Source organism: Kribbella capetownensis (genome assembly GCF_004331485.1).
GTDB classification, from domain to species: domain Bacteria; phylum Actinomycetota; class Actinomycetes; order Propionibacteriales; family Kribbellaceae; genus Kribbella; species Kribbella capetownensis.
The window spans coordinates 1,239,681-1,261,325 of record NZ_SJKD01000001.1 but is presented as its reverse complement, the minus strand read 5'-3'; the positions used below and the strand labels follow the sequence as shown (position 1 = coordinate 1,261,325).

General features: G+C 68.3%; 18 protein-coding genes. 6 read left to right on the top strand and 12 right to left on the bottom strand.

What is annotated here, in order from left to right; genetic code table 11:
* Positions 1–15 precede the first annotated feature (15 nt).
* Positions 16–780 (bottom strand): SDR family NAD(P)-dependent oxidoreductase, encoded by a 765-nt coding sequence (locus E0H75_RS06190; protein WP_131512117.1) that lies wholly within the window; start codon positions 778–780, stop codon positions 16–18.
* A 50-nt stretch (positions 781–830) separates the two neighbouring features.
* On the opposite strand from E0H75_RS06190, the gene E0H75_RS06185 reads away from it, so the two are divergent.
* The 3 genes from E0H75_RS06185 (at position 831) to E0H75_RS06175 (ending at position 4,361) form a co-directional block, all read left to right on the top strand.
* Complete coding sequence (locus E0H75_RS06185; protein WP_131512116.1) at positions 831–1,499, top strand: HAD-IA family hydrolase; 669 nt, start codon at positions 831–833, stop codon at positions 1,497–1,499.
* A 111-nt stretch (positions 1,500–1,610) separates the two neighbouring features.
* Entirely contained in the window at positions 1,611–2,315 is a 705-nt protein-coding gene (locus E0H75_RS06180) for a FadR/GntR family transcriptional regulator (protein WP_131512114.1), read from the top strand.
* A gap of 87 nt (positions 2,316–2,402) precedes the next feature.
* Positions 2,403–4,361 carry a glycosyl hydrolase family 28-related protein gene (locus tag E0H75_RS06175; protein WP_131512113.1) on the top strand — a complete coding sequence of 653 codons (1,959 nt, stop codon included), beginning with the start codon at positions 2,403–2,405 and terminating at the stop codon, positions 4,359–4,361.
* Here E0H75_RS06175 and E0H75_RS06170 read toward each other — a convergent pair.
* The gene (locus tag E0H75_RS06170; protein ID WP_202872837.1) at positions 4,321–5,856 is read right to left on the bottom strand and encodes a DHA2 family efflux MFS transporter permease subunit; all 1,536 of its coding nucleotides are present in this window, start codon (positions 5,854–5,856) and stop codon (positions 4,321–4,323) included. The two genes, E0H75_RS06175 and E0H75_RS06170, sit on opposite strands and share 41 nt — an antisense overlap.
* A 95-nt stretch (positions 5,857–5,951) precedes the next feature.
* On the opposite strand from E0H75_RS06170, the gene E0H75_RS06165 reads away from it, so the two are divergent.
* A complete protein-coding gene (locus E0H75_RS06165) occupies positions 5,952–6,380 on the top strand; it encodes a MarR family winged helix-turn-helix transcriptional regulator (protein ID WP_131512111.1) in 429 nt (142 codons plus the stop codon).
* 21 nt (positions 6,381–6,401) lie between these two features.
* Here the strand turns inward: E0H75_RS06165 and E0H75_RS06160 are convergent, their stop codons facing one another.
* Positions 6,402–6,950 (bottom strand): TIGR03086 family metal-binding protein, encoded by a 549-nt coding sequence (locus E0H75_RS06160; RefSeq protein ID WP_165553474.1) that lies wholly within the window; start codon positions 6,948–6,950, stop codon positions 6,402–6,404.
* A gap of 39 nt (positions 6,951–6,989) precedes the next feature.
* Between E0H75_RS06160 and E0H75_RS06155 the strand changes: the two genes are divergently transcribed.
* On the top strand, positions 6,990–8,141 hold the full coding sequence (locus E0H75_RS06155) for a pyridoxal phosphate-dependent aminotransferase (RefSeq protein WP_131512107.1): 1,152 nt from the start codon (positions 6,990–6,992) through the stop codon (positions 8,139–8,141).
* Positions 8,142–8,143: 2 nt separating this feature from the next.
* Here the strand turns inward: E0H75_RS06155 and E0H75_RS06150 are convergent, their stop codons facing one another.
* From E0H75_RS06150 to clpB, 4 genes are all read right to left on the bottom strand, one after another.
* On the bottom strand, positions 8,144–8,494 hold the full coding sequence (locus tag E0H75_RS06150) for an ArsC/Spx/MgsR family protein (RefSeq protein ID WP_131512105.1): 351 nt from the start codon (positions 8,492–8,494) through the stop codon (positions 8,144–8,146).
* 33 nt (positions 8,495–8,527) lie between these two features.
* Positions 8,528–9,115 (bottom strand): hypothetical protein, encoded by a 588-nt coding sequence (locus tag E0H75_RS06145; protein WP_131512103.1) that lies wholly within the window; start codon positions 9,113–9,115, stop codon positions 8,528–8,530.
* A 144-nt stretch (positions 9,116–9,259) separates the two neighbouring features.
* Complete coding sequence (locus tag E0H75_RS06140; RefSeq protein WP_202872836.1) at positions 9,260–9,859, bottom strand: hypothetical protein; 600 nt, start codon at positions 9,857–9,859, stop codon at positions 9,260–9,262.
* A 151-nt stretch (positions 9,860–10,010) separates the two neighbouring features.
* A complete protein-coding gene (gene clpB, locus E0H75_RS06135) occupies positions 10,011–12,593 on the bottom strand; it encodes an ATP-dependent chaperone ClpB (protein ID WP_131512102.1) in 2,583 nt (860 codons plus the stop codon).
* A 185-nt stretch (positions 12,594–12,778) separates the two neighbouring features.
* Between clpB and E0H75_RS06130 the strand changes: the two genes are divergently transcribed.
* Positions 12,779–16,408 (top strand): S8 family peptidase, encoded by a 3,630-nt coding sequence (locus E0H75_RS06130; protein ID WP_165553472.1) that lies wholly within the window; start codon positions 12,779–12,781, stop codon positions 16,406–16,408.
* Between the two features lie 31 nt (positions 16,409–16,439).
* Here E0H75_RS06130 and E0H75_RS06125 read toward each other — a convergent pair whose 3' ends face one another.
* The 5 genes from E0H75_RS06125 to dnaK form a co-directional block, all read right to left on the bottom strand.
* A complete protein-coding gene (locus tag E0H75_RS06125) occupies positions 16,440–16,976 on the bottom strand; it encodes a GNAT family N-acetyltransferase (protein WP_131512100.1) in 537 nt (178 codons plus the stop codon).
* A gap of 300 nt (positions 16,977–17,276) precedes the next feature.
* Positions 17,277–17,732: a heat shock protein transcriptional repressor HspR gene (locus E0H75_RS06120; protein WP_131363688.1), complete on the bottom strand. Its 456-nt coding sequence runs from the start codon at positions 17,730–17,732 to the stop codon at positions 17,277–17,279.
* Positions 17,732–18,901: a molecular chaperone DnaJ gene (gene dnaJ / locus E0H75_RS06115; RefSeq protein ID WP_131512099.1), complete on the bottom strand. Its 1,170-nt coding sequence runs from the start codon at positions 18,899–18,901 to the stop codon at positions 17,732–17,734. The genes E0H75_RS06120 and dnaJ overlap by 1 nt, the downstream gene beginning before the upstream one ends.
* Positions 18,902–18,928: 27 nt before the next feature.
* Entirely contained in the window at positions 18,929–19,636 is a 708-nt protein-coding gene (gene grpE / locus E0H75_RS06110) for a nucleotide exchange factor GrpE (RefSeq protein ID WP_131512097.1), read from the bottom strand.
* Complete coding sequence (gene dnaK / locus E0H75_RS06105) at positions 19,633–21,495, bottom strand: molecular chaperone DnaK (RefSeq protein ID WP_131512096.1); 1,863 nt, start codon at positions 21,493–21,495, stop codon at positions 19,633–19,635. Before dnaK ends, grpE begins: the two co-directional genes overlap by 4 nt.
* Positions 21,496–21,645: the final 150 nt, after the last annotated feature.

The following is a 21,645-nucleotide window of genomic DNA, read 5'->3' as shown; positions in this document are numbered from 1 at the left end:
CAGAGGCCACCAAGGTCAGCGGCGCCGGCCGTCCAGACCCACTGTGGACAGGCGCGCGATGAGCGTGCGCGGGGTGTAGCGAGCAGCAGCCATCAGGAGCTTGTAACGAAGGCTCGGGATCGAGATCGCCTTCCCGCGCATCAGATCCTTCCACGCGGCGTCGACCATGTCGGTCGCATCCAGCCACATGAACGAGGGGATGACCGACTTGTCCATTCCCATCCGGTCGTGGAACTCGGTGTGCACCAGGCCCGGGCACAACGCCATCACGGCGACTCCCTTGGAGTGCAACTGGATCGCCAGCCCGGCCGAGAACGTCGTCACCCACGACTTGTGCGCACTGTAGGGACCGCGCTGCAAGAACCCGGCCACCGACGACACGTTCATCACCGCTCCCGACCCCCGCTCGATCATCGGGAGTACGGCGGCATGCGTCAGCCGCAGGACGACGCGCACCAGGAGGTCAAGCTGCTTCTCCTCGGTGTCGACCGAGTTCGCCCAGAACGGCTTCCTCTGCCCGAAGCCGGCGTTGTTCACCAGTACCTCGATCGGCCCGGTCCGGAACCGCTCCTCCACCCTGGCCAGGTCGTCCCGATCGGTCAGGTCGGCGGCGATCACCTCACAGGCCACGCCGTGCAGGCGGGTGAGGTCGGCCGCGACCTCCTTCAGCCGCGCCTCGTCCCGCGACACCAGGACCAGGTCGTACCCCTCCACCGCCAGTTTGTCGGCGAAGGCCCGGCCGATCCCGGTCGCAGGTCCGGTGATGAGCGCAGTCGGCACGTTCGATCCTCCCGTCGGTGACGCACCCAGTCTGTCATTACCCTGGCCAGATGCCGCCTGACCTCGACACCTGGATCCTCGACCTCGACAACACCTTGTACCCCGCGGGCTCCGCACTCGCCGAGCAGCTCACGCACGGCATCCTGTCGACGGTCGCAGGCTTCTACGACACCGACCTCGTCGGCGCCCGGCGGATCCAGGCCGAACTGGTCGCGGAGTACGGCACCTCCCTGCGCGGCGCAATGGTCACCCGTGCCATCGACCCGCACGAGTTCCTCGGTTTCGAGCGGCGGATCGACTATTCGGTGCTCACTCCGAATGCGACTCTCGCCACCGCGCTGGAGGCGCTGCCCGGACGCCGCTTCGTCTACACGAACGGCTCGGTCTACCACGCCGAGCAGGCGCTCGCGCGGCTCGGACTGACGACCCACTTCGACGGCGTCTTCGACATCCTCGCCGGCGACCTGATCCCGAAGCCGTATCCGGAGAGCCTCGACGCGTTCCTGACCCGCTTCGCGATCGACCCTGCCCGGGCGGCCATGGTCGACGATCTCCAGGTCAACCTCACCCTGCCGCACGAGCGCGGGATGACGACCGTGTGGGTGTCGGGCGAGCCGGTGCCGGACGGGACGCCGTACCGGCGGATCGCTCCGAGGCAGTGGCACGCGTGGGATCTGCCGGCCGTTCTCCGGTTCATGGTTGCGCCCGCTGACATCTGATGAGTCGGCCGTTGCCTCGCCGTACGGCCCCCGTTAACCGCGCGATGTGACCGCGAGTGGTCTGAGGACTTACGCTGCACACCTGAGTTTGCGGGAACAGGGAGGTAGCGAATGGCAGCCACCGACAAGGCGCTGGCCGGCCTGCGTCAGATGATCGCATCCGGTCAGCTGGGGCCGGGGGCGAAGTTCCCGCCGGAGCCGGAGCTGTGCGACCACCTCGGGGTGTCGCGCAGCTCGTTGCGCGAGGCGGCACGTTCGCTGGCGGCGCTTGGCGTCATCGAGTCGCGGCATGGGTCGGGCACGTATGTGTCAGCGCTGGATCCGGCGGAGATCATCAGCCGGTTCTCGTTGTCGGTCGAGCTGATCCCGCTCGAGGGTGTGCTCGAGTTGTTGGAGGTACGCCGGGTGCTCGAGGCGCATGCCACCGCGGCGGCGGCCGCGCGGCAGGATCCGGAGTTGGCCGCGCAACTGAGCGACATCCTCGATCGGCTCGAGTCGACCACTGACTCGATCGAGATCCAGCACCTCGACGCCGAGTTCCACGGCGCGATCTGTACGGCGGGGGGCAATCCGACCGTCACCGCGCTCACCAGCGTGATCCGCGGGCGCGGCGGTCACTACCGCATCTTCGAGCCGGGCGAGGACTTCGCCGCGATCAAGCAGACCAGCGACCGCGGCCACCGCGCCATCCTCGCCGCCATCGCCCGCCGCGACCCCTCGGCCGCCGCCACCGCCGCCTCGGCCCACATAGCCCAAACCGAACTCTGGCTCCGAGCCCTCCGCCCCGCCCCCCAACCCGAACTCCCTACCGGCTGACAGAAATTTTCTTCTGACTGTCGAGATATTGCGGAGTGGCAGTCGGGTGCATAACCTCCAGGCAACTCGTCCGGAGGGGATCCGCCAATGTCCCGATCTCACCTTCGCCTGACTGCGGTCGCGTTGACGACCGCTCTCCTCGGCGCCTTGCTCACCACCCCCGCGACTGCCACCCGCCCGGCTCCCCGCATCACCCGAGCCGGCCTCGATCCGTCACTCGTCGCAGGACGCGGCGCGCAGGTCCCGTTCCTCGAGCAGGAGGCTGAGAACGCCTACTTCACCGGCGAGAAGATCGGCCCGAGCCGCGAGGCCTACACCCTGCCGGCCGAAGCCTCCGGACGGACCGCCGTACGGCTGCAACCCAAGCAGTACGTCGAATTCACCCTGACCCATCCCGCGAACGCGCTGACCCTCCGCTACAGCATCCCGGACACGCCGACCGGCGGCGGTCTCCGCGCACCCCTGGACGTCACGGTCAACGGCAAGCACAAGCGCACGATGACACTCACGTCGGAGTACGCCTGGCTGTACGGGATGTATCCGTTCTCCAACGACCCGAATGTCGACCCGATCCCCGGCTGGTGGAAGCCCGAACCGGACCCGGTCGCCAAACCGTTCCGTCCGAATCACTTCTACGATGAGCAACGACTCCTGCTCGACCGCACCTACCAAGCCGGCGACCGCGTCCGATTCGCCGTACCTCGGAACACCGTAGCCGCCTGGTACGTCGTCGACCTGGCCGACTTCGAGCTCGTCAAAGCACCGCTCAAGCAACCACCGCGATCCCTGTCGGTACGCCTGTTCGGCGCCGACCCCACCGGCCGGTACGACGCGGCGCCCGCGATCGAACGCTCCATCGCACTGGCCAAGCGCCTCGGCCTGTCGGTGTTCATCCCGCCGGGCACATACCAGGTCAACCGGCACATCGTCGTCGACCAGGTCACCGTCCGCGGCGCCGGCAACTGGTGGACGATCATCAAAGGCAAGGTCCTGCCACTCGACGAACCCGCGCCGGACAAGTCCATCCACAGTGCCCCCGGCTTCTACGGGAAGTACGCCGGGGATGGCGGCAGCACCGACGTACACCTGTCCGACTTCGCGATCGAGAGCGACGTACGGGAACGCATCGACACCGACCAAGTGAACGGAATCGGCGGCGCGATCGGTGGCGGTTCGACCATCGAGAACCTGTACCTGCACCACACCAAGGTCGGCATCTGGCTGGACGGTCCGATGGACGGTCTGCTGATCCGGAACAACATCATCACCGACGCCATCGCCGACGGGATGAACCTGCACCTCGGCGTCTCGAACGTCCGGGCGACCAACAACTTCGTCCGCAACAGCGGCGACGACGGCCTGGCGATGTGGTCCGAGTCGAACCCCGACGGTCTGGTCAACCACGACAACGTCTACGACCACAACACCGTCCAGACACCGGTGCTCGCCAACAACATCGCCGTCTACGGCGGGCGCGACAACGCGGTCACCGACAACCTGGTCGCCGACCCGATCCGCGAAGGCAGCACCCTGCACGCCGGCTCGCGGTTCAATGCGACCCCGTTCGAGGGAACGTTGAGGTTCGCACGGAACACCACGGTCCGAGGTGGTCCGCGCGACCTCAACTGGGATCTCGGCCTCGGCGCGATCTGGCTGTACGCCTTGCAGTCGACGATGTCCGGCACGATCGAGATCACCGACAGCTCGTTCCTCGACTCGACCTACAACGCGATGATGTTCGTCGTCGACTGGCCGGTGAAGGACGACTACGCGCTCACGAATGTTGCCGTGCGCAACATCAAGGTCGACGGCACCGGGACGAACGTGGTGAACGCCCGGGTCGGCGGCTGGGCGACGTTCGAGAATGTCGACGCGCGGAATGCCGGCGCTCCTTTTGTCAACAATTGCGGCACGTTCCACTTCGACGGTCCGCCGGAGTTCGACGTACGTCTGCTGTCCGGCAACGACGGCGACTGGTCCGGCGCGACCTGGTGCGAGGACCGGCCTACCGTCGTACCGCCTCCACCACCTTCGGCGTGGCACTGACCCGCTGCCGGAAGGCCAGCGTCAGGATGATCGCCCCGGCGAGAGTGAAGCACGCCGCCACCACGGCGGCGGTGTGCATCGCGTGCAGGAAGGCGTCGTTCGCGGCGCCGACCAGGTCCGGGCGGTGGATGGCTCCGGCCGTGTGACGCGTGGCCTCGGCGGATACCGAGGCCGCGTCACGCGCGCCGGCCGGCAGACCGGTCAGCGACGGGGCGATGGCGTGCTGGTACGTCGACGACACGATCGTGCCGAGTACGGCGACACCGAGAACGCTGCCGACCTGGCGGATCGCATTGTTGACCGCCGACCCCGCACCGATGCGATCCATCGGCAGAGTCGCGATCACTGCCGCCGTCGTGGGCGCCACAGTCGCACCGATCGCCAGCCCGGCCAGAGCCCCGACCAGACCGACCCACACCAACGAGGTGTCGACCAGATAGGTGAGGTTGAGCGCGTGGCACAGTGCGAACGCGGCCAACGCCGTACCGCACACCTTCGCGACACCGAAGCGGCCGGCCAGTCGCGCACCGAGCGGCGAGCCCAGTACGACGCCTGCTGCGCTGGGCAACGACATCAGACCGGCCGACAGTGCGCTCATGCCACGCGCACCCTGCAGGTAGAAGGCCAGGTAGAAGCTCTGACCTGTCAGAGTCAGGAACACCCCGGCGAGCACGAGGTTGCCGGTCGCGAAACGACGGTTGCGGAACAGCCGCGGATCGAAGCTCGGCTCGTGCTCACGCCATTCCGAGTAGAGGAATCCGGCCAGCAGGACCAGACCGGCGGCGATGCTTGCCCACACCTGCCAGCGGCTCCAGCCGCCTTGGTGACCGCCCTCGATCAGGCCGTAGGACAAGCCGAGCAGACCGATTGTCGACAAGCCGAGGCCGAGCGGGTCGAGCCGGCGTCGCTGCGGGCTTCTGGGGTTCGGCAGAACGAGGCGAGCGCCGAGCAGACCGGCAGCGACGATCGGCAGGTTGATCAGGAACACCGACCCCCACCAGAAGTGGTCGATCAACAGGCCACCGAGCACAGGACCGACGGCCACGCCCAGACCGGCCGCCGACGACCAGACCGCGATCGCACCGGCGCGGCGTTCTGGTGGGAAGGTCCAACCGATGATGGCCATCGACGTCGGGCCGAGCAGCGCGCCACCGAGGCCCATGGTCGCGCGGGCGATGATCAGCGAGGTCGGACCGTCCGCCCAGGCCGCCCACGCGGATGAGGCGCCGAACACGACCAGACCGACCATCAGGACAGTCCGGTGGCCGTAGCGGTCGCCGAGTGCGCCGGCCGCGAAGAGTGCGGTGGCGAAGAGCAGTGAGTAGATGCCGATGGCCCATTGCAGTTGGCCCGGCGTGGCGCCGAGACCTTCGACCGGGTCGGCGAGCCGTTCGAGGGCGATGCCCAGAACGGTGGAGTCGATCCAGATGAGAAGGGATGAGACGACGAGGATCGTGAGGATGCGGCGTTGCCGCGCGGGCTCGATCGAGGACACGAAGTCTCCTATGATTGACAGGACCCTGACGAGGATTCGAGTTTCCCTCGATTGTCAGGAACCTGTCAATCCTATTTATCGGCAGAATTGGGTGCATGGACCTCGACGACCCGACCGGCTGCGTGACCTTCCTCGTCCGGCACGCCTGGCTGAGCATGCGCTCCGCGCTCGCCGACGCCCTCGACGAGCACGGGCTGTCCGTGCAGCAGTACGGCGTACTCGTGCTGGTCTCGAAGGTGCCGGGGCGGACCGTCGCCGAGGTCGGCCGCGAGGTGGGTACGGCGCGTCAGTCCGCGAACGAACTGATCAGCGGGATGGAGCGCGCCGGTCTGCTCGAGCGGCGGCCGAACCCGAATGACCGGCGGACCCAGCAGGTGCATCTCACCCCGGACGGCGAGCAACGGCTGATCGATGTGGGTCCGGCCGTCCGCAAGGTCGAGGAGGATCTGGAGGCGTCGTTCAGCGACGCCGACCGCGCGGCCGCCCGCGCCTGGCTGCACCACATGGTCGAGAACGCCGGCTAGGGTCCGCTGCGTCGGAGGGCGCTAGCGGCCGCTGCGGACCAGCAGGCGTTCGAACTCGGTGGTTGCCGTGACGTCGGTCGGTGACCGGAAGCCCTCCGCGGCGAAGGATGCCCCGAGCATCCGGGTCAGCCCGGAATGCGCCAGCGCGACGGTCGCATCGTCGTACCGGACCGATCGGCCGAGGCCGGTGGCGAGGTCCCAGCTGTGGATGACGAGTTCGGCGACGACTTCCTCGACGACGTGCTCGATCGGGGTTTCGCCGCGGTAGGGCATGTCGATCGTGGCCGGGGCCTGTTCGAGGTGGGTGACCAGGGCCGCTTCGCGAAGATCCCGGGCCGGGTCGTCGGTGAGGGTGTAGGTGGGCGATCCGTCGGCGAACTCCGGCTCGGTCCCGGCCGCGCAGGCCGCGGTGACGCGTTGCCAGCCGATCACATGCTCCAGCAGACGGCGTACGTCGTACTCGCCGCAGGGCGTCGACCGGGTCAGGTCGGCGGGCCGCACCGCGTCGACCAGTTCCTGCGTGATCTTGATGGTGTTCGCCAGGAGGGTGAGCCGCTCGTCGTTCCGCACACCACGATCTTGCCTGATGCGGGGGTTAGGGTCGGGGGCATGCGCGAACACGCTGTGCGGTTGGACGGGCTCGGGACGACGATCTTCGCCGAGATGTCGGCGCTCGCGGTGGCGACCGGATCGGTGAACCTCGGGCAGGGATTCCCCGACACGGACGGGCCTGACTCGCTGCTGGAGGACGCGATCGCGGCGATCCGGGCGGGCGCGAACCAGTACCCGCCGGCGCGTGGCATCCCCGCGTTGCGGCAGGCGATCGTCGACCACCAGAAGCGCTTCTACGACCTGTCGTACGACCCGGATACCCAGGTCCTCGTGACCACTGGCGCTACTGAGGCGGTCGCCGCCGCGCTGCTCGCGTTGGTCGAGCCGGGTGATGAGGTGATCGCGCTCGAGCCGTACTACGACTCGTACGCCGCCGGGATCGCGTTCGCCGGCGGTCGCCGGGTGCCGGTCACGCTGCGCGCTCCCGACTACCGCCTCGACCTGGACGAACTCCGCGCCGCCGTCACGCCGCGCACGAAGGTGCTGCTGATCAACTCACCGCACAACCCGACCGGCACCGTCCTCACCGACGACGAACTCCGCGGCATCTGCGCGGTCGCGATCGAACACGACCTGGTCGTCATCACCGACGAGGTCTACGAACACCTCGTGTACGACGGACGCCAGCACACCCCATTGGCGTCGTACGACGGAATGGCCGAGCGGACCGTGTCGATCAGCAGCGCGGGCAAGACGTTCTCGGTGACCGGGTGGAAGATCGGCTGGGTCACCGGTGCGCCGTCGGTGGTGACTGCCGTGACGACCGCGAAGCAGTTCCTCACCTTCACGTCCGGTGCGCCGTTCCAGCCGGCCGTTGCGAATGCGCTTGCCCTGGGCAACGAGTACTTCGACGCCCTGCGCGCCGACCTGCAGTCGCGCCGCGACCTGCTCTGCGACGGCCTCGCCGCCCTAGGCTTCGAGGTCCACCGTCCGGCCGGCACCTACTTCGTCACCACCGACATCCGCCCCTTGGGCCACACCGACGGCATCGCCTTCTGCCGCATGCTCCCCGAACGCGCCGGCGTCGTCGCCATCCCCCACCAGGTCTTCTACGACAACCCAGCCCCCGGCCGCCCCCTAGTTCGCTGGGCCTTCTGCAAACAACCCCAAGTCCTCCAAGAAGCCCTGACCCGCCTCCAAACCCTCTGACCTCAGGGGAGGAAGTGGGAGAGGGTTTCGGGGTCTCGGGCTACGGCTGTGGTTTGGTCGTCGGCGGTGAGGATGGGGCGTTGGATGAGGATGGGGTGGGTGACAATCGCTTCGATCCAGGCGGGGCGGTTGGCGGGGTCTCGGGGCAGGTCGCGGAGGGGTTTGGCGTCGGGTTCGTTGTGGCGGACCAGGTCCCAGGGCTCGAGGTTGAGACGGGCCAGGACCTCGGTCAGTTCTTCCGCGGTGGGCGGGTCGTCGAGGTAGCGGCGGACCGTGTAGGTGACGCCGGCCTCGTCGAGGGCCTTGGTCGCGATGCGGCATTTGGAGCAGGCCGGGTTGATCCAGATCTCCACGGATGAAGTCCTTAGGGGTCAGCGGTCGAGGGGTCAGCGGTGGTGGAACCAGAGTTTGGTCGGCTGCTGGAGCATCAGGAACAGCAGGGTGCCGTGAATCGCCAGCCCGAGGATGCCACTGGGCAGCGCCACCACTCCGCCCACGATGCCGATCGCAGCGACCACGATCAGCATGATTCGGGCCCACGCGCGGCGCTTGCGGACGAAGATCGCCGGCAGGATGTAGATGAACGCGCAGATCACAGCCGCCGCAACAGCGACACCCTGCGCGTCCTTCGTGCCGGTGAGGACCTCGGAGATCTGCTCACCCGCCGACGTTAACGCCAGACCGGCGAGCAGGATGCTCATCACGCCCAGGCCGAGCGAGATGACCGCGGCGATCGTCACCTGCTTGGGCGGAGCCGCCGGCGCGTACGCCGTCGGGCCGGCGCCGAACACACCGCCGTACGCTCCCGGCCGATCGCCGTACGAACCAGCGCGATCACCGTACGGCGCCGAGCCGGGCGGCGGACCGGGGAGGCCGTCGGCCGAGCCGAAGACACCCTGGTACGGACCAGGACCGTCCACGCGCCCAGCCCGGCCCGGCTCCTCGCCGGAGTTGTTGCCCTGCTGCTCGGTCATGCGTTACAGATTCCTTCCACCATCCCCCACCCCTGATCCTCGCAGATCCCACAAGCCCCACCGCTCGGCCGCGGACAGGTGTTCCCTTGGCTGCGCGGAAACAAGGTGCCGCCAGGCGACGAAAAGTTTCCGCGGAACGACGCTCTAGGACTCGCTGAGGATGATGTCGAGGTGGCGGAAGTCCAGGCAAGCCTGGAGGTCGGCGACGCTGACGGGACCGAAGTACGTGGAGTGGAAGTGGACCGAGGTGCCAGTGGTGCCGTGGGAGTCGACGGGGTCGAGGTCGGTCACGGGTACGCCGTACTCGTAGCGCTGGGTCCAGGAGCCGTTGAGGCGGCGGTTGGTGTGGGTGAGGCGATCGCTGAGGGCTGCGACCACTGACATGCCGCGGCGCGGGTGCCCGTCGGGGAGGAGTGGCGCGGCGGGATCCTCGAAGAAGCGAAGGTCCTGCGTGGCCATGACCGGCTTCTTGATCGGTCGACCGTGTTCGTCGACGCGCGTATCCGTTCCCCGCCCGTCATCCACCACGGTGATCGATCCGTCGGCATGCAGCGTGATCGTGCAGACACCCCGTCGCCCAGACGATTCCGCCTCGTCGTCGGGGTAGGCAACGACCTCCTGCACGAGGTGCAGCAGACCGCCAGGCGCATACCGGCCGACGTCGCCCCGGATCTGAGCCAGGTGCTCCCGATCCACTGATCCAGCCCAGTCATGCGTGGTGTTCACCCAGTCAGCTCGTGTCACCCGCCCATTCTCGCCGATTCCTTGGGCGGAGACCGGCAAGGACCTCATCACGTACGGCAACCCGACGCTCCTGGACAGCCTGCTGCGGAACGGTCTCGTCGATGAGAAACAAAGCTGGGCCGGCACACAGCCGGCCCAGCATTCCAACGAGTTAGGCGGGACTGACGTCCAGCGCGTCCTTCGCCTCGTTCAGGGTGACGTTGACGGTGTCACCATCCCGGACGCTGCCGTTGAGCAGACTCCGGGCCAACTCGTCACCGATGGCAGACTGCACCAGTCGGCGGAGCGGACGAGCGCCGTACACCGGGTCGTAGCCCGTCATCGCCAGCCACTCCATCGCGCCCTCGTCGACGTTCAGGGTGATCCGGCGATCGGCCAGACGGCGCTGCAACGCCTTGATCTGCAGGGCGACGATCTGGGTCAGCTCCTCGCTGCCGAGCGCGTCGAACAGCACGATCTCGTCCAGCCGGTTGATGAACTCCGGCTTGAACGACTGCCGCACGACCGCCATCACCTGATCGCGCTTGGCCTTCTCGTCCAGTCCGAGATCAGCCAGGTAGGCCGACCCCAGGTTGCTGGTCAGGATCAGGATCACGTTGCGGAAGTCGACCGTACGGCCCTGGCCGTCGGTCAGGCGACCGTCGTCCAGCACCTGCAGCAGGATGTCGAAGACCTCGGGATGCGCCTTCTCCACCTCGTCGAGCAGGATCACCGAGTACGGACGGCGGCGGACAGCCTCGGTGAGCTGGCCACCCTCCTCGTACCCGACGTACCCGGGCGGGGCACCGACCAGCCGCGCGACGCTGTGCTTCTCGCCGTACTCCGACATGTCGATCCGGACCATCGCGCGCTCGTCGTCGAACAGGAAGTCCGCGAGCGCCTTGGCCAGCTCGGTCTTACCCACACCGGTCGGACCGAGGAACAGGAACGAACCGGTCGGCCGGTCGGGGTCGGAGATGCCGGCACGAGCACGTCGTACGGCGTCACTCACGGCCTTGACCGCCTCGCGCTGGCCGATCAGCCGGCGCCCCAGCTCGTCCTCCATCCGGAGCAGCTTGCCGGTCTCGCCCTCGAGCAGCCGTCCGGTCGGGATGCCGGTCCACATCGCGATCACCTCGGCGATCTCGGTCGGACCGACCTCCTCGTTGACCATCGCGTCCGGCCCCTCGGTGACCTCGGGCTCCTCGGAAGCGCTCTCCAGCTCCTTGGTCAGCTCGGGGATCTCGCCGTACAGGATCCGGGAGGCGGTCTCGAAGTCGCCGTCGCGCTGCGCCCGCTCGGCCTGGCCGCGGAGCTCGTCGATGCGCTCCTTGACCTCACCGATGCGGTTCAGGCCGGACTTCTCCTTCTCCCAGCGGGCCTCGAGCGCGCGCAGTTCCTCCTCGCGGTCGGCGAGGTCGGCGCGCAGCCGGCCGAGCCGCTCCTGGCTCGACGGGTCCTCCTCGCGAGACAGCGCGAGCTCCTCCATCTTCAGCCGGTCGACGGTACGCCGGAGCGAGTCGATCTCGACCGGGGACGAGTCGATCTCCATCCGCAGCCGGGACGCGGACTCGTCGACCAGGTCGATCGCCTTGTCCGGCAGCTGGCGGCCGGTGATGTAGCGGTGCGACAGCGTGGCCGCGGCGACCAGGGCGGAGTCGGAGATGGCGACCTTGTGGTGCGCCTCGTACCGCTCCTTCAGACCGCGCAGAATCGCGATCGAGTCCTCGACCGACGGCTCACCGACGAACACCTGCTGGAAGCGTCGCTCCAGCGCCGGGTCCTTCTCGATCCGGGTCCGGTACTCGTCCAGGGTGGTGGCACCGATCATCCGGAGCTCACCACGGGCCAGCATCGGCTTCAGCATGTTGCCGGCGTCCATGGAGCTGTCGCCGGTCGCACCGGCGCCGACGACGGTGTGCAACTCGTCGATGAAGGTGATGATCTGGCCGTCGGAGTCCTTGATCTCGGTCAGCACGGCCTTCAGCCGCTCCTCGAACTCACCGCGGTACTTCGCACCCGCGACCATCGCGCCCAGGTCGAGGCTGATCAGCCTCCGGCCGCGCAGCGACTCGGGCACGTCGCCGGCCACGATCCGCTGGGCCAGTCCCTCGACAACGGCGGTCTTGCCGACGCCAGGCTCACCGATCAGGACCGGGTTGTTCTTGGTACGCCGGGACAGCACCTGGACGACCCGGCGGATCTCGGAGTCACGCCCGATCACCGGGTCGAGCTTGCCGTCCTTGGCCCGCTCGGTCAGGTCGACGCCGTACTTCTCCAGCGTCTTGGTGGTGCCCTCGGCCTCCGGGGAGGTGATCCGGCGGTTGCCGCGCATCTGGTCGAACGCCTGCAGCAGCGCGTCGGCGGTGACCCCGAGCGCGGTCTTGGCGTTGCCCTCGACGGTGGCCAGCGCGATCAGCAGGTGCTCGGTGGAGACGTACTCGTCCCCGAGCCCGAGAGCCCGCTGCTCCGCCTGGCTCAGCACATCGCCGGTCTTCGGCGACAGGCTCGGCGCCTGCACGCTGCCACCGCTCGCCTTCGGCAGGCGGCTCAGCTGCTCGGCGGTCCGGCGGCGTACCGCGTCGAGGTCACCGCCCGCGGCCTCGAGCAGGCCGACGGTCGTCCCCTCGGGCTGCGCGAGCAGTGCGGACAGCAGATGAATCGGTTCGACGGTCGGATTGCCCGCCGAGGAGGTCTGGCGGATCGCGACCGACAGGGTTTCCCGGGCCAGCGTGGTCAACCGCTGAACGTCCATATGGGTTCCAGCCTTTCAGCTCAAGCAACAGCAAACACTGGGTACAACCTATCCAAACTTGAGTCCATTCCACTCAACTCTGAGAAATCCCGGGGAAATCTCAGGGTCGGGGCAGAACCTTCGGCCGCGGTACGGCGTCCTCCGTCCTGGAAATCCTTTGCCCGTTCCGCCCCGGAGGCTCTCCCTTGCGAAGACATCGCTGGACCATCCCACTCCTCTGCGTAGCCGTCACCTTCGGCGGCACCGTCGCCCTCCCTGCCGGCGCCAAGCCCGTCCCCGAGACGACGGCGACCACGGCGACCACCAGCCGCATCACCCTGATCACAGGCGATCGCATCCAGGTCACCCAGTACGCCGGACGGCCGCCGGCGATCGTGTTCGAGCCGGACCGCCACAGCAGCTCCGACTCCGCGATCACCACCCTGTCCGGCGGCCACACCTACGTCGTACCGACGGCAGCGGCTGCGGATGTGACCAGCGGCAAGCTCGACCGGACCCTGTTCGACGTCACCACCTTGATCGCGGAGCAGCGTGACGATGCCCACTCGTCCACGATGCCGGTGATCGTCCACTACGCTGGCTCCGATGCCGCCGCGACGGCGCGCGCCCAGCACGCGACGATCCCGGGCGCGGCCAGCAGCCGGACGCTCGACAGCATCGGTGCACGGGCTGCGGCGATCACCAAGTCCGAGGCCACCGCGTTCTTGAAGGACCCGCAGGTCGAGCGCGTGACGCTGGACCGCAAGGTCAAGGTGAGCCTGGACCAGAGCGTGCCGCAGATCGGCGCGCCGGCGGCGTGGGAGCGCGGCCTGACCGGCAAGGGCTCGAAGATCGCCATCCTGGACACCGGCATCGACGCCACCCACCCGGATGTTGCCGGCCGCATCGCGGCCTCGCAGAACTTCACGCCCACCGAGGATGCCGGCGACCACTACGGCCACGGCACACACGTCGCGAGCATTGCGGCCGGCAACGGCGCAGCGTCGGGTGGCAAGTACAAGGGCGTCGCCCCAGAGGCCACGCTGCTGAACGGCAAGGTTCTCGACGACTACGGCAGCGGTGAGTTCTCCGGGATCATCGCCGGGATGGAATGGGCCACCGCACAGGGCGCGGATGTGATCAACCTCAGCCTGGGCGGCCAGGAGCCGAGTGACGGCACGGACGATCTGTCCCAGGCGGTCAACCGACTCAGCCGCGACACCGGCACTCTCTTCGTCGTTGCTGCAGGCAACTGTTTCGCACCCGAACCCGCCACCGTCACCTCCCCCGCGGCGGCCGACGACGCGCTGGCGGTCGGGAACCTGCTGCGCGACGGTTCGGTCAGCGACAGGTCCTGCCGCGGCCCCAGGTACGGCGACGGTGCGCTGAAGCCGGAGATCTCGGCGCCAGGCACCGACATCGTCGCGGCCCGTGCTGCCGGCACCAGCCTCGGCGAACCGGTCGACGACAACTACACCAAGCTGAGTGGTACGTCGATGGCCACGCCACATGTGGCCGGTACGGCGGCTCTGCTCGCGCAGGCACACCCGGACTGGTCGTTCAGCCAGCTCCGCGAACGTCTGATCTCCACTGCGGACCCGCAGCCCAACAACACCGTTGACGAACAAGGCGCCGGCCGAGTGGACGCCGACCAGGCGACCGACACCAGCGTGACCGTGGACTCCGGTGAGCTGGAGCTCGGCCTCCTCAGCTGGCCCTACCCGGCGGACGACGAGGTCAGCCGAGTCCTGACCTACCGCAACCCCGCGAGTACGGCGGTCTCCCTGCAACTGACCGCCGGTCCGGCCACAATCAAGCTCAGCGCCGACCACCTCACTGTCCCGGCCAACGGTGAAGCCACACTGAGGGTCACCGCCAACCGCGCTGCCGCTGGACCGGGCACCTTCTCCGGCCGGATCAGCGCCACCGCAGAAGGCGCGGACCCCATTGTCACGACGTACGGCTGGTACGCGGAGCCCGAGCTCTACAACCTGACCATCAAGGGCATCACCCGCACCGGTGCACCCGGTGCCGGTCAGGTCGCCATCAGCAGACTCGACGGCGATCCGGTCAGCATTCCGGGCGGCGTGATCATGCAGAACGGCACTGCCACAGCTCGGCTCGCACCGGGCAGGTACGAGGCGAGTGTGGTGTTCTTCAGCGAAGCGACCGACACCGAACTGGAGCACTTCGACCTGGCTGTCGGCCCAGAGGCGAGCCTCACAAAGGACGCGACGGTCACCCTCGATGCGCGCCGCGGCAAACCGGTGGACCTGAAGGTCAAGGGCCAGTCCGGTCTGACGGCTCGCGAGCGCGGTGCGGTCTACACCCGGTTCAACACGGACGGGACTCCGACCGGCGGCAACTCCATCAGCACGACCGGCGCACCGCGGGTCTTCACCGCCACTCCGGTGGGCAAGCCGGCCACTGGGACCAGTGAGTTCGCCACCGCGTCACGGCTGGAGGTTCCGCCGTACCGGATCACTGCCGGCAAGGACCAGTACGACGTACTCGACTACTACTTCGGTCCGCGGTTCACCGGGGTGAAGGACCTCGAGGTCAGCGAGGACCTTCAGGACGTGCGCGGAAAGCTTGCGGTCATCAAGTTCAAGGACGAGGACTGGAACGGCAAGCTGGTCAAGGCCGCCCAGGACGCGGGCGCTGCGGCCGCGCTGCTCTACAACCCCGATGTGGCGGGCGACAACGGAGTCAACGCCTTCTGGGCGACCGGTGAGGGCGAGGCGGCCACCATCCCTGCGATGCGCACCTCTCGGGAGACGGTCCGTCGCCTGCTCGAGCACCAGGGCACGGTCCGCATCACCGGACAGGCCGCGACGCCGTACGTCTACGATCTGGCGATCCCCTGGCGGAACCAGGTGCCTGCCAACCCGACCGTTACCGCACAACCCAAGCAGTTCGCCCGGGTGGACGAGGTGTTCGGGTCGCACGCCGAGGGCATGCCCACCTCGGAGACGCGGTACGCCACCACGCCTGCCGGCTTCGTCTTCGGTGGGTGGCTCGCACCGACGTTCAGTACTCCGGCACGGCGTACGTCGTACCTCCTCGGGAGCGACCAGATCCGCTGGTCGAGCACACTGGCGCTCAACAACGGCGGAGAGCAACTGATGGGTGTGTCGAGCACCGAGCGCGTCTACCGCGCCGGTCAGCACACCTCGGCCCGCTGGGTGGCACCAGTGCAGAACTCCGGCCTCCCGGTGGCCGCGACTCCGCTAGCCGGAGTACGACGTCTGGACGGCGGACTGTCGGTCGCGATCAGCCCGTACCGCCACGGGCCGGACGAGATCGGCGAGATGGACTACGGGAACTCGCAGCTGACGCTGGAGCGCAATGGTGTCGTGGTCGCGTCGGAGCCGGCCTCGGGACTCTGGGCCGATGTGCCGGCGGACAGTGCCGACTACAAGATCACGCTGGACACCGCGCGGGAGCACGAGTTCTGGCAGTACTCGACCCGGGTGCAGTCGGAGTGGACGTTCCGGACCCAGGGCGGCGAGGACGAGGTCATGCCGCTCGTGCTGGCCGATCTCGACGTACCGGCCGCGGATCCGCTCAGCAGAGTGCCGTCCGGCAAGCCCACCGAGGTCCGGCTGGGCCTGAGACACCAGGCCGGTTCTCAGGCGGCGACGTTCAAGACCGTCCAACTGGAGCTGTCGTACGACGGTCAGCAGTGGACCCGACTACCGTTGCGGCAGACCGGTTCAGCGCAGTACACGACGACTGTCACGGCCAAGCAGTCTCCGTCGTTCCGCATCACCGCTGTTGATGCCAAGGGCAACAAGCTGGTCCAGGAGATCACCAAGGCCTACGGCCTGAAGTAGTGCGAAGGGGGGTGGCCGCGGCCACCCCCATTCAGCCGCTGAACTCTGCTGCGCGGATGCGGTACACCTGGAGCGTCAGGTCGTAGTACTTGTCGGTCTCGCCGACCCAGACCATCCCGAGCCGGGCGGCGGTCGCGATGGCGCGTTTGTTGTGCGGGCGGGCGACGGCGAACAGTTCGTCGGTCGAACCGTCCTTGAACGCCCACCGCATCAGCGCGCGGCTGGCCTCGGTCGCGTACCCGTTGCCCCAGGCACTCGGCCGCAACTGCCAGCCGATCTCGAGATCCTCCTCGTACGGCGGCAGCAGCCGGATCAGCAGGCCACCGACGACCTCGCCGTCGTCGCGTCTGGTGATCGCCCACCGGCCGGCCGGCGGGACGAAGTTCGGCTGGGCCTCGATCCAGGCCTGCAGGATCAGGCGCATGGTGGCCACGTCGGTCACCTTGTCGATGGCCGGTGACAGCCAGGGCGCCACGTCGGGAGAGCCGTAGATCTCGAGCGCGGCGTCGGCGTCGTCTTCTTCCCAGTCCCGGATCAGCAGCCGGTCCGTTTGCAGGCTCAGCGTCACCCCGCCAGGGTATGCCGCCGCACCAAGACAGACGAGGGTCGCGGGTGACCGGCAGATGAACGCGAGCAGCCCCCGGACCGGCCGGGGGCTGCTCGCTGTGTGATCGAACCGCAGGGCGGTCCTGGAACGGACCACCCTGCGGGGGCCGAAGGGTGCTGGGGGGAGAGCACACCTTCGGCGGGTGGAGGCGTCGAGGGGGACGACGGCCTCCACGGACCGGAGGCTCCGACGGGGGAATCGGAACACCTCCGGTGGTCGGAGGGGGTCAGCGCTGACCCGTGGCCGGTATGGCGGCGCCGGTCAGCGCGGTCCCAGCTCGAGCGGCTGGGTCCGGATCCAGCGGGTCGTGGTCTGCTGCCGGCCCATGGCGATCACGTCGCCGGCCGGGCCGGCCGAGAAGACCCGGCTGCTACTGCTCTGCCGGGACACACCCACACCCCGCTGGACTTCTGCCAGGAGCTGGTTGACCCGCTTGCGCAGGTCCTCCACTTCGGACTGCAGCGCGAGAATGTGCCGGATTCCCGCCAGGTTGACGCCCTCTTCCTGGGACAGGTGCTGCACGTAGCGCAGCTTCGCCACGTCGTACGCCGAGTACCGCCGGCCGCGGCCGGACGCCCGGCTCGGCGTGACCAAGCCGAGCCGGTCGTACTGGCGCAGAGTCTGCGGATGCATGCCGGCCAGCTGGGCCGCCACCGAAATCACGTAGATCGGGGTGCGGTCGTCCCAGGTCGGCACCTGGCTGAACGGGAGGCCCATCAGGAACTCCCGAACAGCCCGGCCCGCAGGTCAGGGTGTTCCGAGGCCGAGTTGAACTCCTGCAGCTTGGTGCGCTGCTCCTCGGTCAGTTCGTGCGGCACCTGCACCTCGATGGTGAGCAGCAGGTCGCCCTTCGTACCGTCCCGCCGGACCGAGCCCTTGCCACGGACGCGCAGCTTGCTGCCGTTCGCCGTACCAGCAGGGATCCGGACCGTGACGGGCATGCCGTCCAGGGTCGGCACCTTGATCTCGGCACCCAGTGCCGCCTCGGTGAAGCTCACCGGGACGTTCAGCGTCAGGTGCTCGCCCTGGCGGCCGAAGATCCGGTGGGTGTGCACGTGCACGGTGACGTAGAGGTCACCCGCGGGGCCACCTCGCTCGCCGGCCGCGCCCTTGCCCTTCAGCCGGATCCGCTGACCGTCCTGCACGCCCGCCGGGATGCGGACCTGCATGGTCTTGCTCGACTGGCCCCGGCCGGAGCCATGGCAGGTCTCGCACGGCTGGTCGACGACCAGGCCGCGGCCCTTGCACTCGGTGCACGGCTCGGTCATGGCGAACACGCCGCCCTGGACCGAGGTCTGCATGCCCGTGCCCTCGCACTTCAGGCAGACCTTCGGCACCGTGCCGTACTTCGCGCCGGTACCGCGACAGGTCTTGCACGGCTCGTCGCTGGTCATCCGCAACGCCACGGTGACACCGTTCACGGCCTCGGCGAACTCGATCGACGCCTCGGTCTCGATGTCGGCACCACGCCGCGGCCGGGCCGTCGACGAGGTGGTCGTGGTCCGGCCGCCACCGCCGAACATGCCGCCCAGGATGTCGCCGAGGCCACCGCCGCTGCCACCGCTGCCGCCGCGGTTGAACAGGTCGCCGACGTCGAAGTTGAACCCGCCGCCCTGTCCGCTGCCACTCGGCATCCGGAAGCCGCCGCTGCCGAACAGCCGGCGCGCCTCGTCGTACTCCTTGCGCTTCTTCGGGTCGCCGACGACGTCGTACGCCTCGGAGACCTCCTTGAACTTGGCCTCGGCGCTGGCGTCCCCGGCGTTGGAGTCGGGGTGGTACTTGCGCGCCAGCTTGCGGTAGGCCTTCTTGATCTCATCGGCCTCGGCGGTCTTGGAGACGCCGAGAACCTTGTAGAAGTCCTTCTCGAGCCAGTCCTTCGTGCTCATCCGACGCCTCCCCTCCCGTCGTGTCGCCTACTCCGCGGACTTGTCCGCGGCCTGGTCGTCATCTGCACTCTCCACCGGTACGCCGTCCTGCGCGGCGTCACCAGGTAGTTGCTCGGTCGGTTCCGAGACGGCCACCCGGGCCGCCCGCAGGACCCGCTCCCCGAGGCGGTACCCCGGCTGCATGACCATCGTCGCGGTCGGGCCGTCCACCTCGTCGGAGTAGTTGTGCAGCAGGGCCTCGTGGATGCGCGGGTCGAAGGTGTCACCCTTCTCGCCGAACCGCACCAGGCCGAGCTTCTCGGTGACCCGCTCCAGCGACTCCGAGACCGCCTTGAAGGCGCCCTCGAGTTCGCCGGCCTCGCGGGCCCGGCCGATGTCGTCCAGGATCCCGAGCAGCTCGGTCAGCACCGTGCCGATGACGAGCTCGCGGCTCGCCTCCCGGTCCCGGTCCACCCGGCGCTTGTAGTTGACGTACTCGGCCTGCAGTCGCTGCAGGTCCGCCGTACGCTCGGCCAACGCTTCGGTCAACAGAGCCTCCTGGGCAGACGGGCCGATCAAGTCCGAGGGATCCCGCGGCGGCTGTGCGCCCGGGGTGCCCGGCATGCCCGGCTGGGGGCCCGGTGCGGGAGCCTCGGAAGGCTCCCGCAGCGCGCCGGTGTCCGGGTCGATCCGGCGCTTGTCCCGGACGACGGGCTCGCCGTCGCCGAACTCGCTGCCAGTGGGTCGATCCGTCACTTGTCCTCCGTCTTGTCCTGCGGCCGGTCCTCGTCCACGATCTCGGCGTCGACGACGTCGTCGTCGTTGCTGCCGGCCGAGTCGTCCGCCGTCGCGCTCTCCTCGGAGCCGCCGCCGGCGGCCTGGGCGTTCGCGTACATCGCGGCGCCCATCTTCTGGCTGGACTGGGCGAGCTTCTCCGACGCGGCCTTGATCGCGTCGGCGTCCTCACCCTCGAGGGCCTTCTTCAGCTCGGCGACGCCGTCCTTGACCTCGGTCTTGACGTCGTCGGGGACCTTGTCCTCGTTCTCGGACAGGAACTTCTCGGTCTGGTAGACCAGCCCCTCGGCCTGGTTGCGGGACTCGACGGCCTCGCGGCGCAGCCGGTCCTCCTCGGCGTACTGCTCGGCGTCGCGGACCATCTTGTCGATGTCGTCCTTCGGCAGCGCCGAACCGCCGGTGACGGTCATCCGCTGCTCCTTGCCGGTGGCCAGGTCCTTGGCGTTGACGTGCACGATGCCGTTCGCGTCGATGTCGAAGGTGACCTCGATCTGCGGGACGTTCCGCGGCGCCGGCGGCAGGCCGGTCAGCTCGAAGTTGCCGAGCGACTTGTTGTCGCGCGCCATCTCCCGCTCGCCCTGGTAGACCTGGATCATCACCGACGGCTGGTTGTCCTCGGCCGTGGTGAAGATCTCCGAGCCCTTGGTCGGGATCGTGGTGTTGCGCTCGATGATCTTGGTGAACACGCCGCCCTTGGTCTCGATGCCCAGGCTCAGCGGGGTCACGTCGAGCAGCAGGACGTCCTTGACCTCACCCTTCAGCACACCGGCCTGCAGGGAGGCGCCGACGGCCACGACCTCGTCCGGGTTCACACCCTTGTTCGGGTCCTTGCCACCGGTCAGCTCCTTGACCAGGTCGGCCACAGCGGGCATCCGGGTCGAACCGCCGACCAGGATCACGTGGTCGATCTTCGACACGTCGATGCCGGCGTCCTTGATGACGGCCTTGAACGGGGCGCGGGCGCGCTCCAGCAGATCGTTGCTCATCTTCTGGAATTCGGCCCGGGAGAGCTTCTCCTCCAGGTGCAGCGGGCCCGACTCGGTCAGGCTCAGGTACGGCAGGTGGATGGTCGTCTCGGCCGCGGCGGACAGCTCGATCTTGGCCTTCTCGGCGGCCTCGGTGAGGCGCTGCATGGCCATCTTGTCGCCGGACAGGTCGGTGCCGTTCTTGTTCTTGAACTGGGTCACCAGCCACTGGACGATGCGGGCGTCCCAGTCGTCACCACCGAGGTGGTTGTCACCGCTGGTCGCCTTCACCTCGAAGACGCCGTCGCCGATCTCCAGCAGCGACACGTCGAACGTGCCACCACCGAGGTCGAAGACCAGGATGGTCTGCTCGGTGCCCTTGTCCAGGCCGTAGGCCAGCGCGGCCGCGGTCGGCTCGTTGACGATCCGGTGCACCTTCAGACCGGCGATCTCGCCGGCCTCCTTGGTCGCCTGGCGCTGCGCGTCGGAGAAGTACGCCGGCACGGTGATGACCGCGTCGGTGACCTGCTCCCCGAGGTACGCCTCGGCGTCCCGCTTCAGCTTCTGCAGCACGAACGCGCTGATCTGCTGCGGGGTGAACTTCTTGCCGTCGATGTTCACGCTCCAGTCCTCGCCCATGTGGCGCTTGACGGAGCGGATGGTGCGGTCGACGTTCGTGGTGGCCTGGCGCTTGGCCACCTCGCCGACCAGGACCTCGCCGTTCTTGGCGAAAGCCACCACCGAGGGCGTCGTGCGCGCTCCCTCGGCGTTGGGGATGACGGTGGGCTCGCCACCTTCCAGTACGGCGATGACGGAGTTCGTCGTACCGAGATCGATACCGACCGCGCGGGCCATGTGCTTACCTCCACACTGAGTGAGTCCGGGGGACAACCCCCGCACCCCCGGAAACTTGAGTGATGCGGACTCAATGTTGCCGTTCGACCGGCTCGGATTCAAATCCGTGGTCGAGCAAACTTGAGTACACCTGGCTCAACATTGCACACC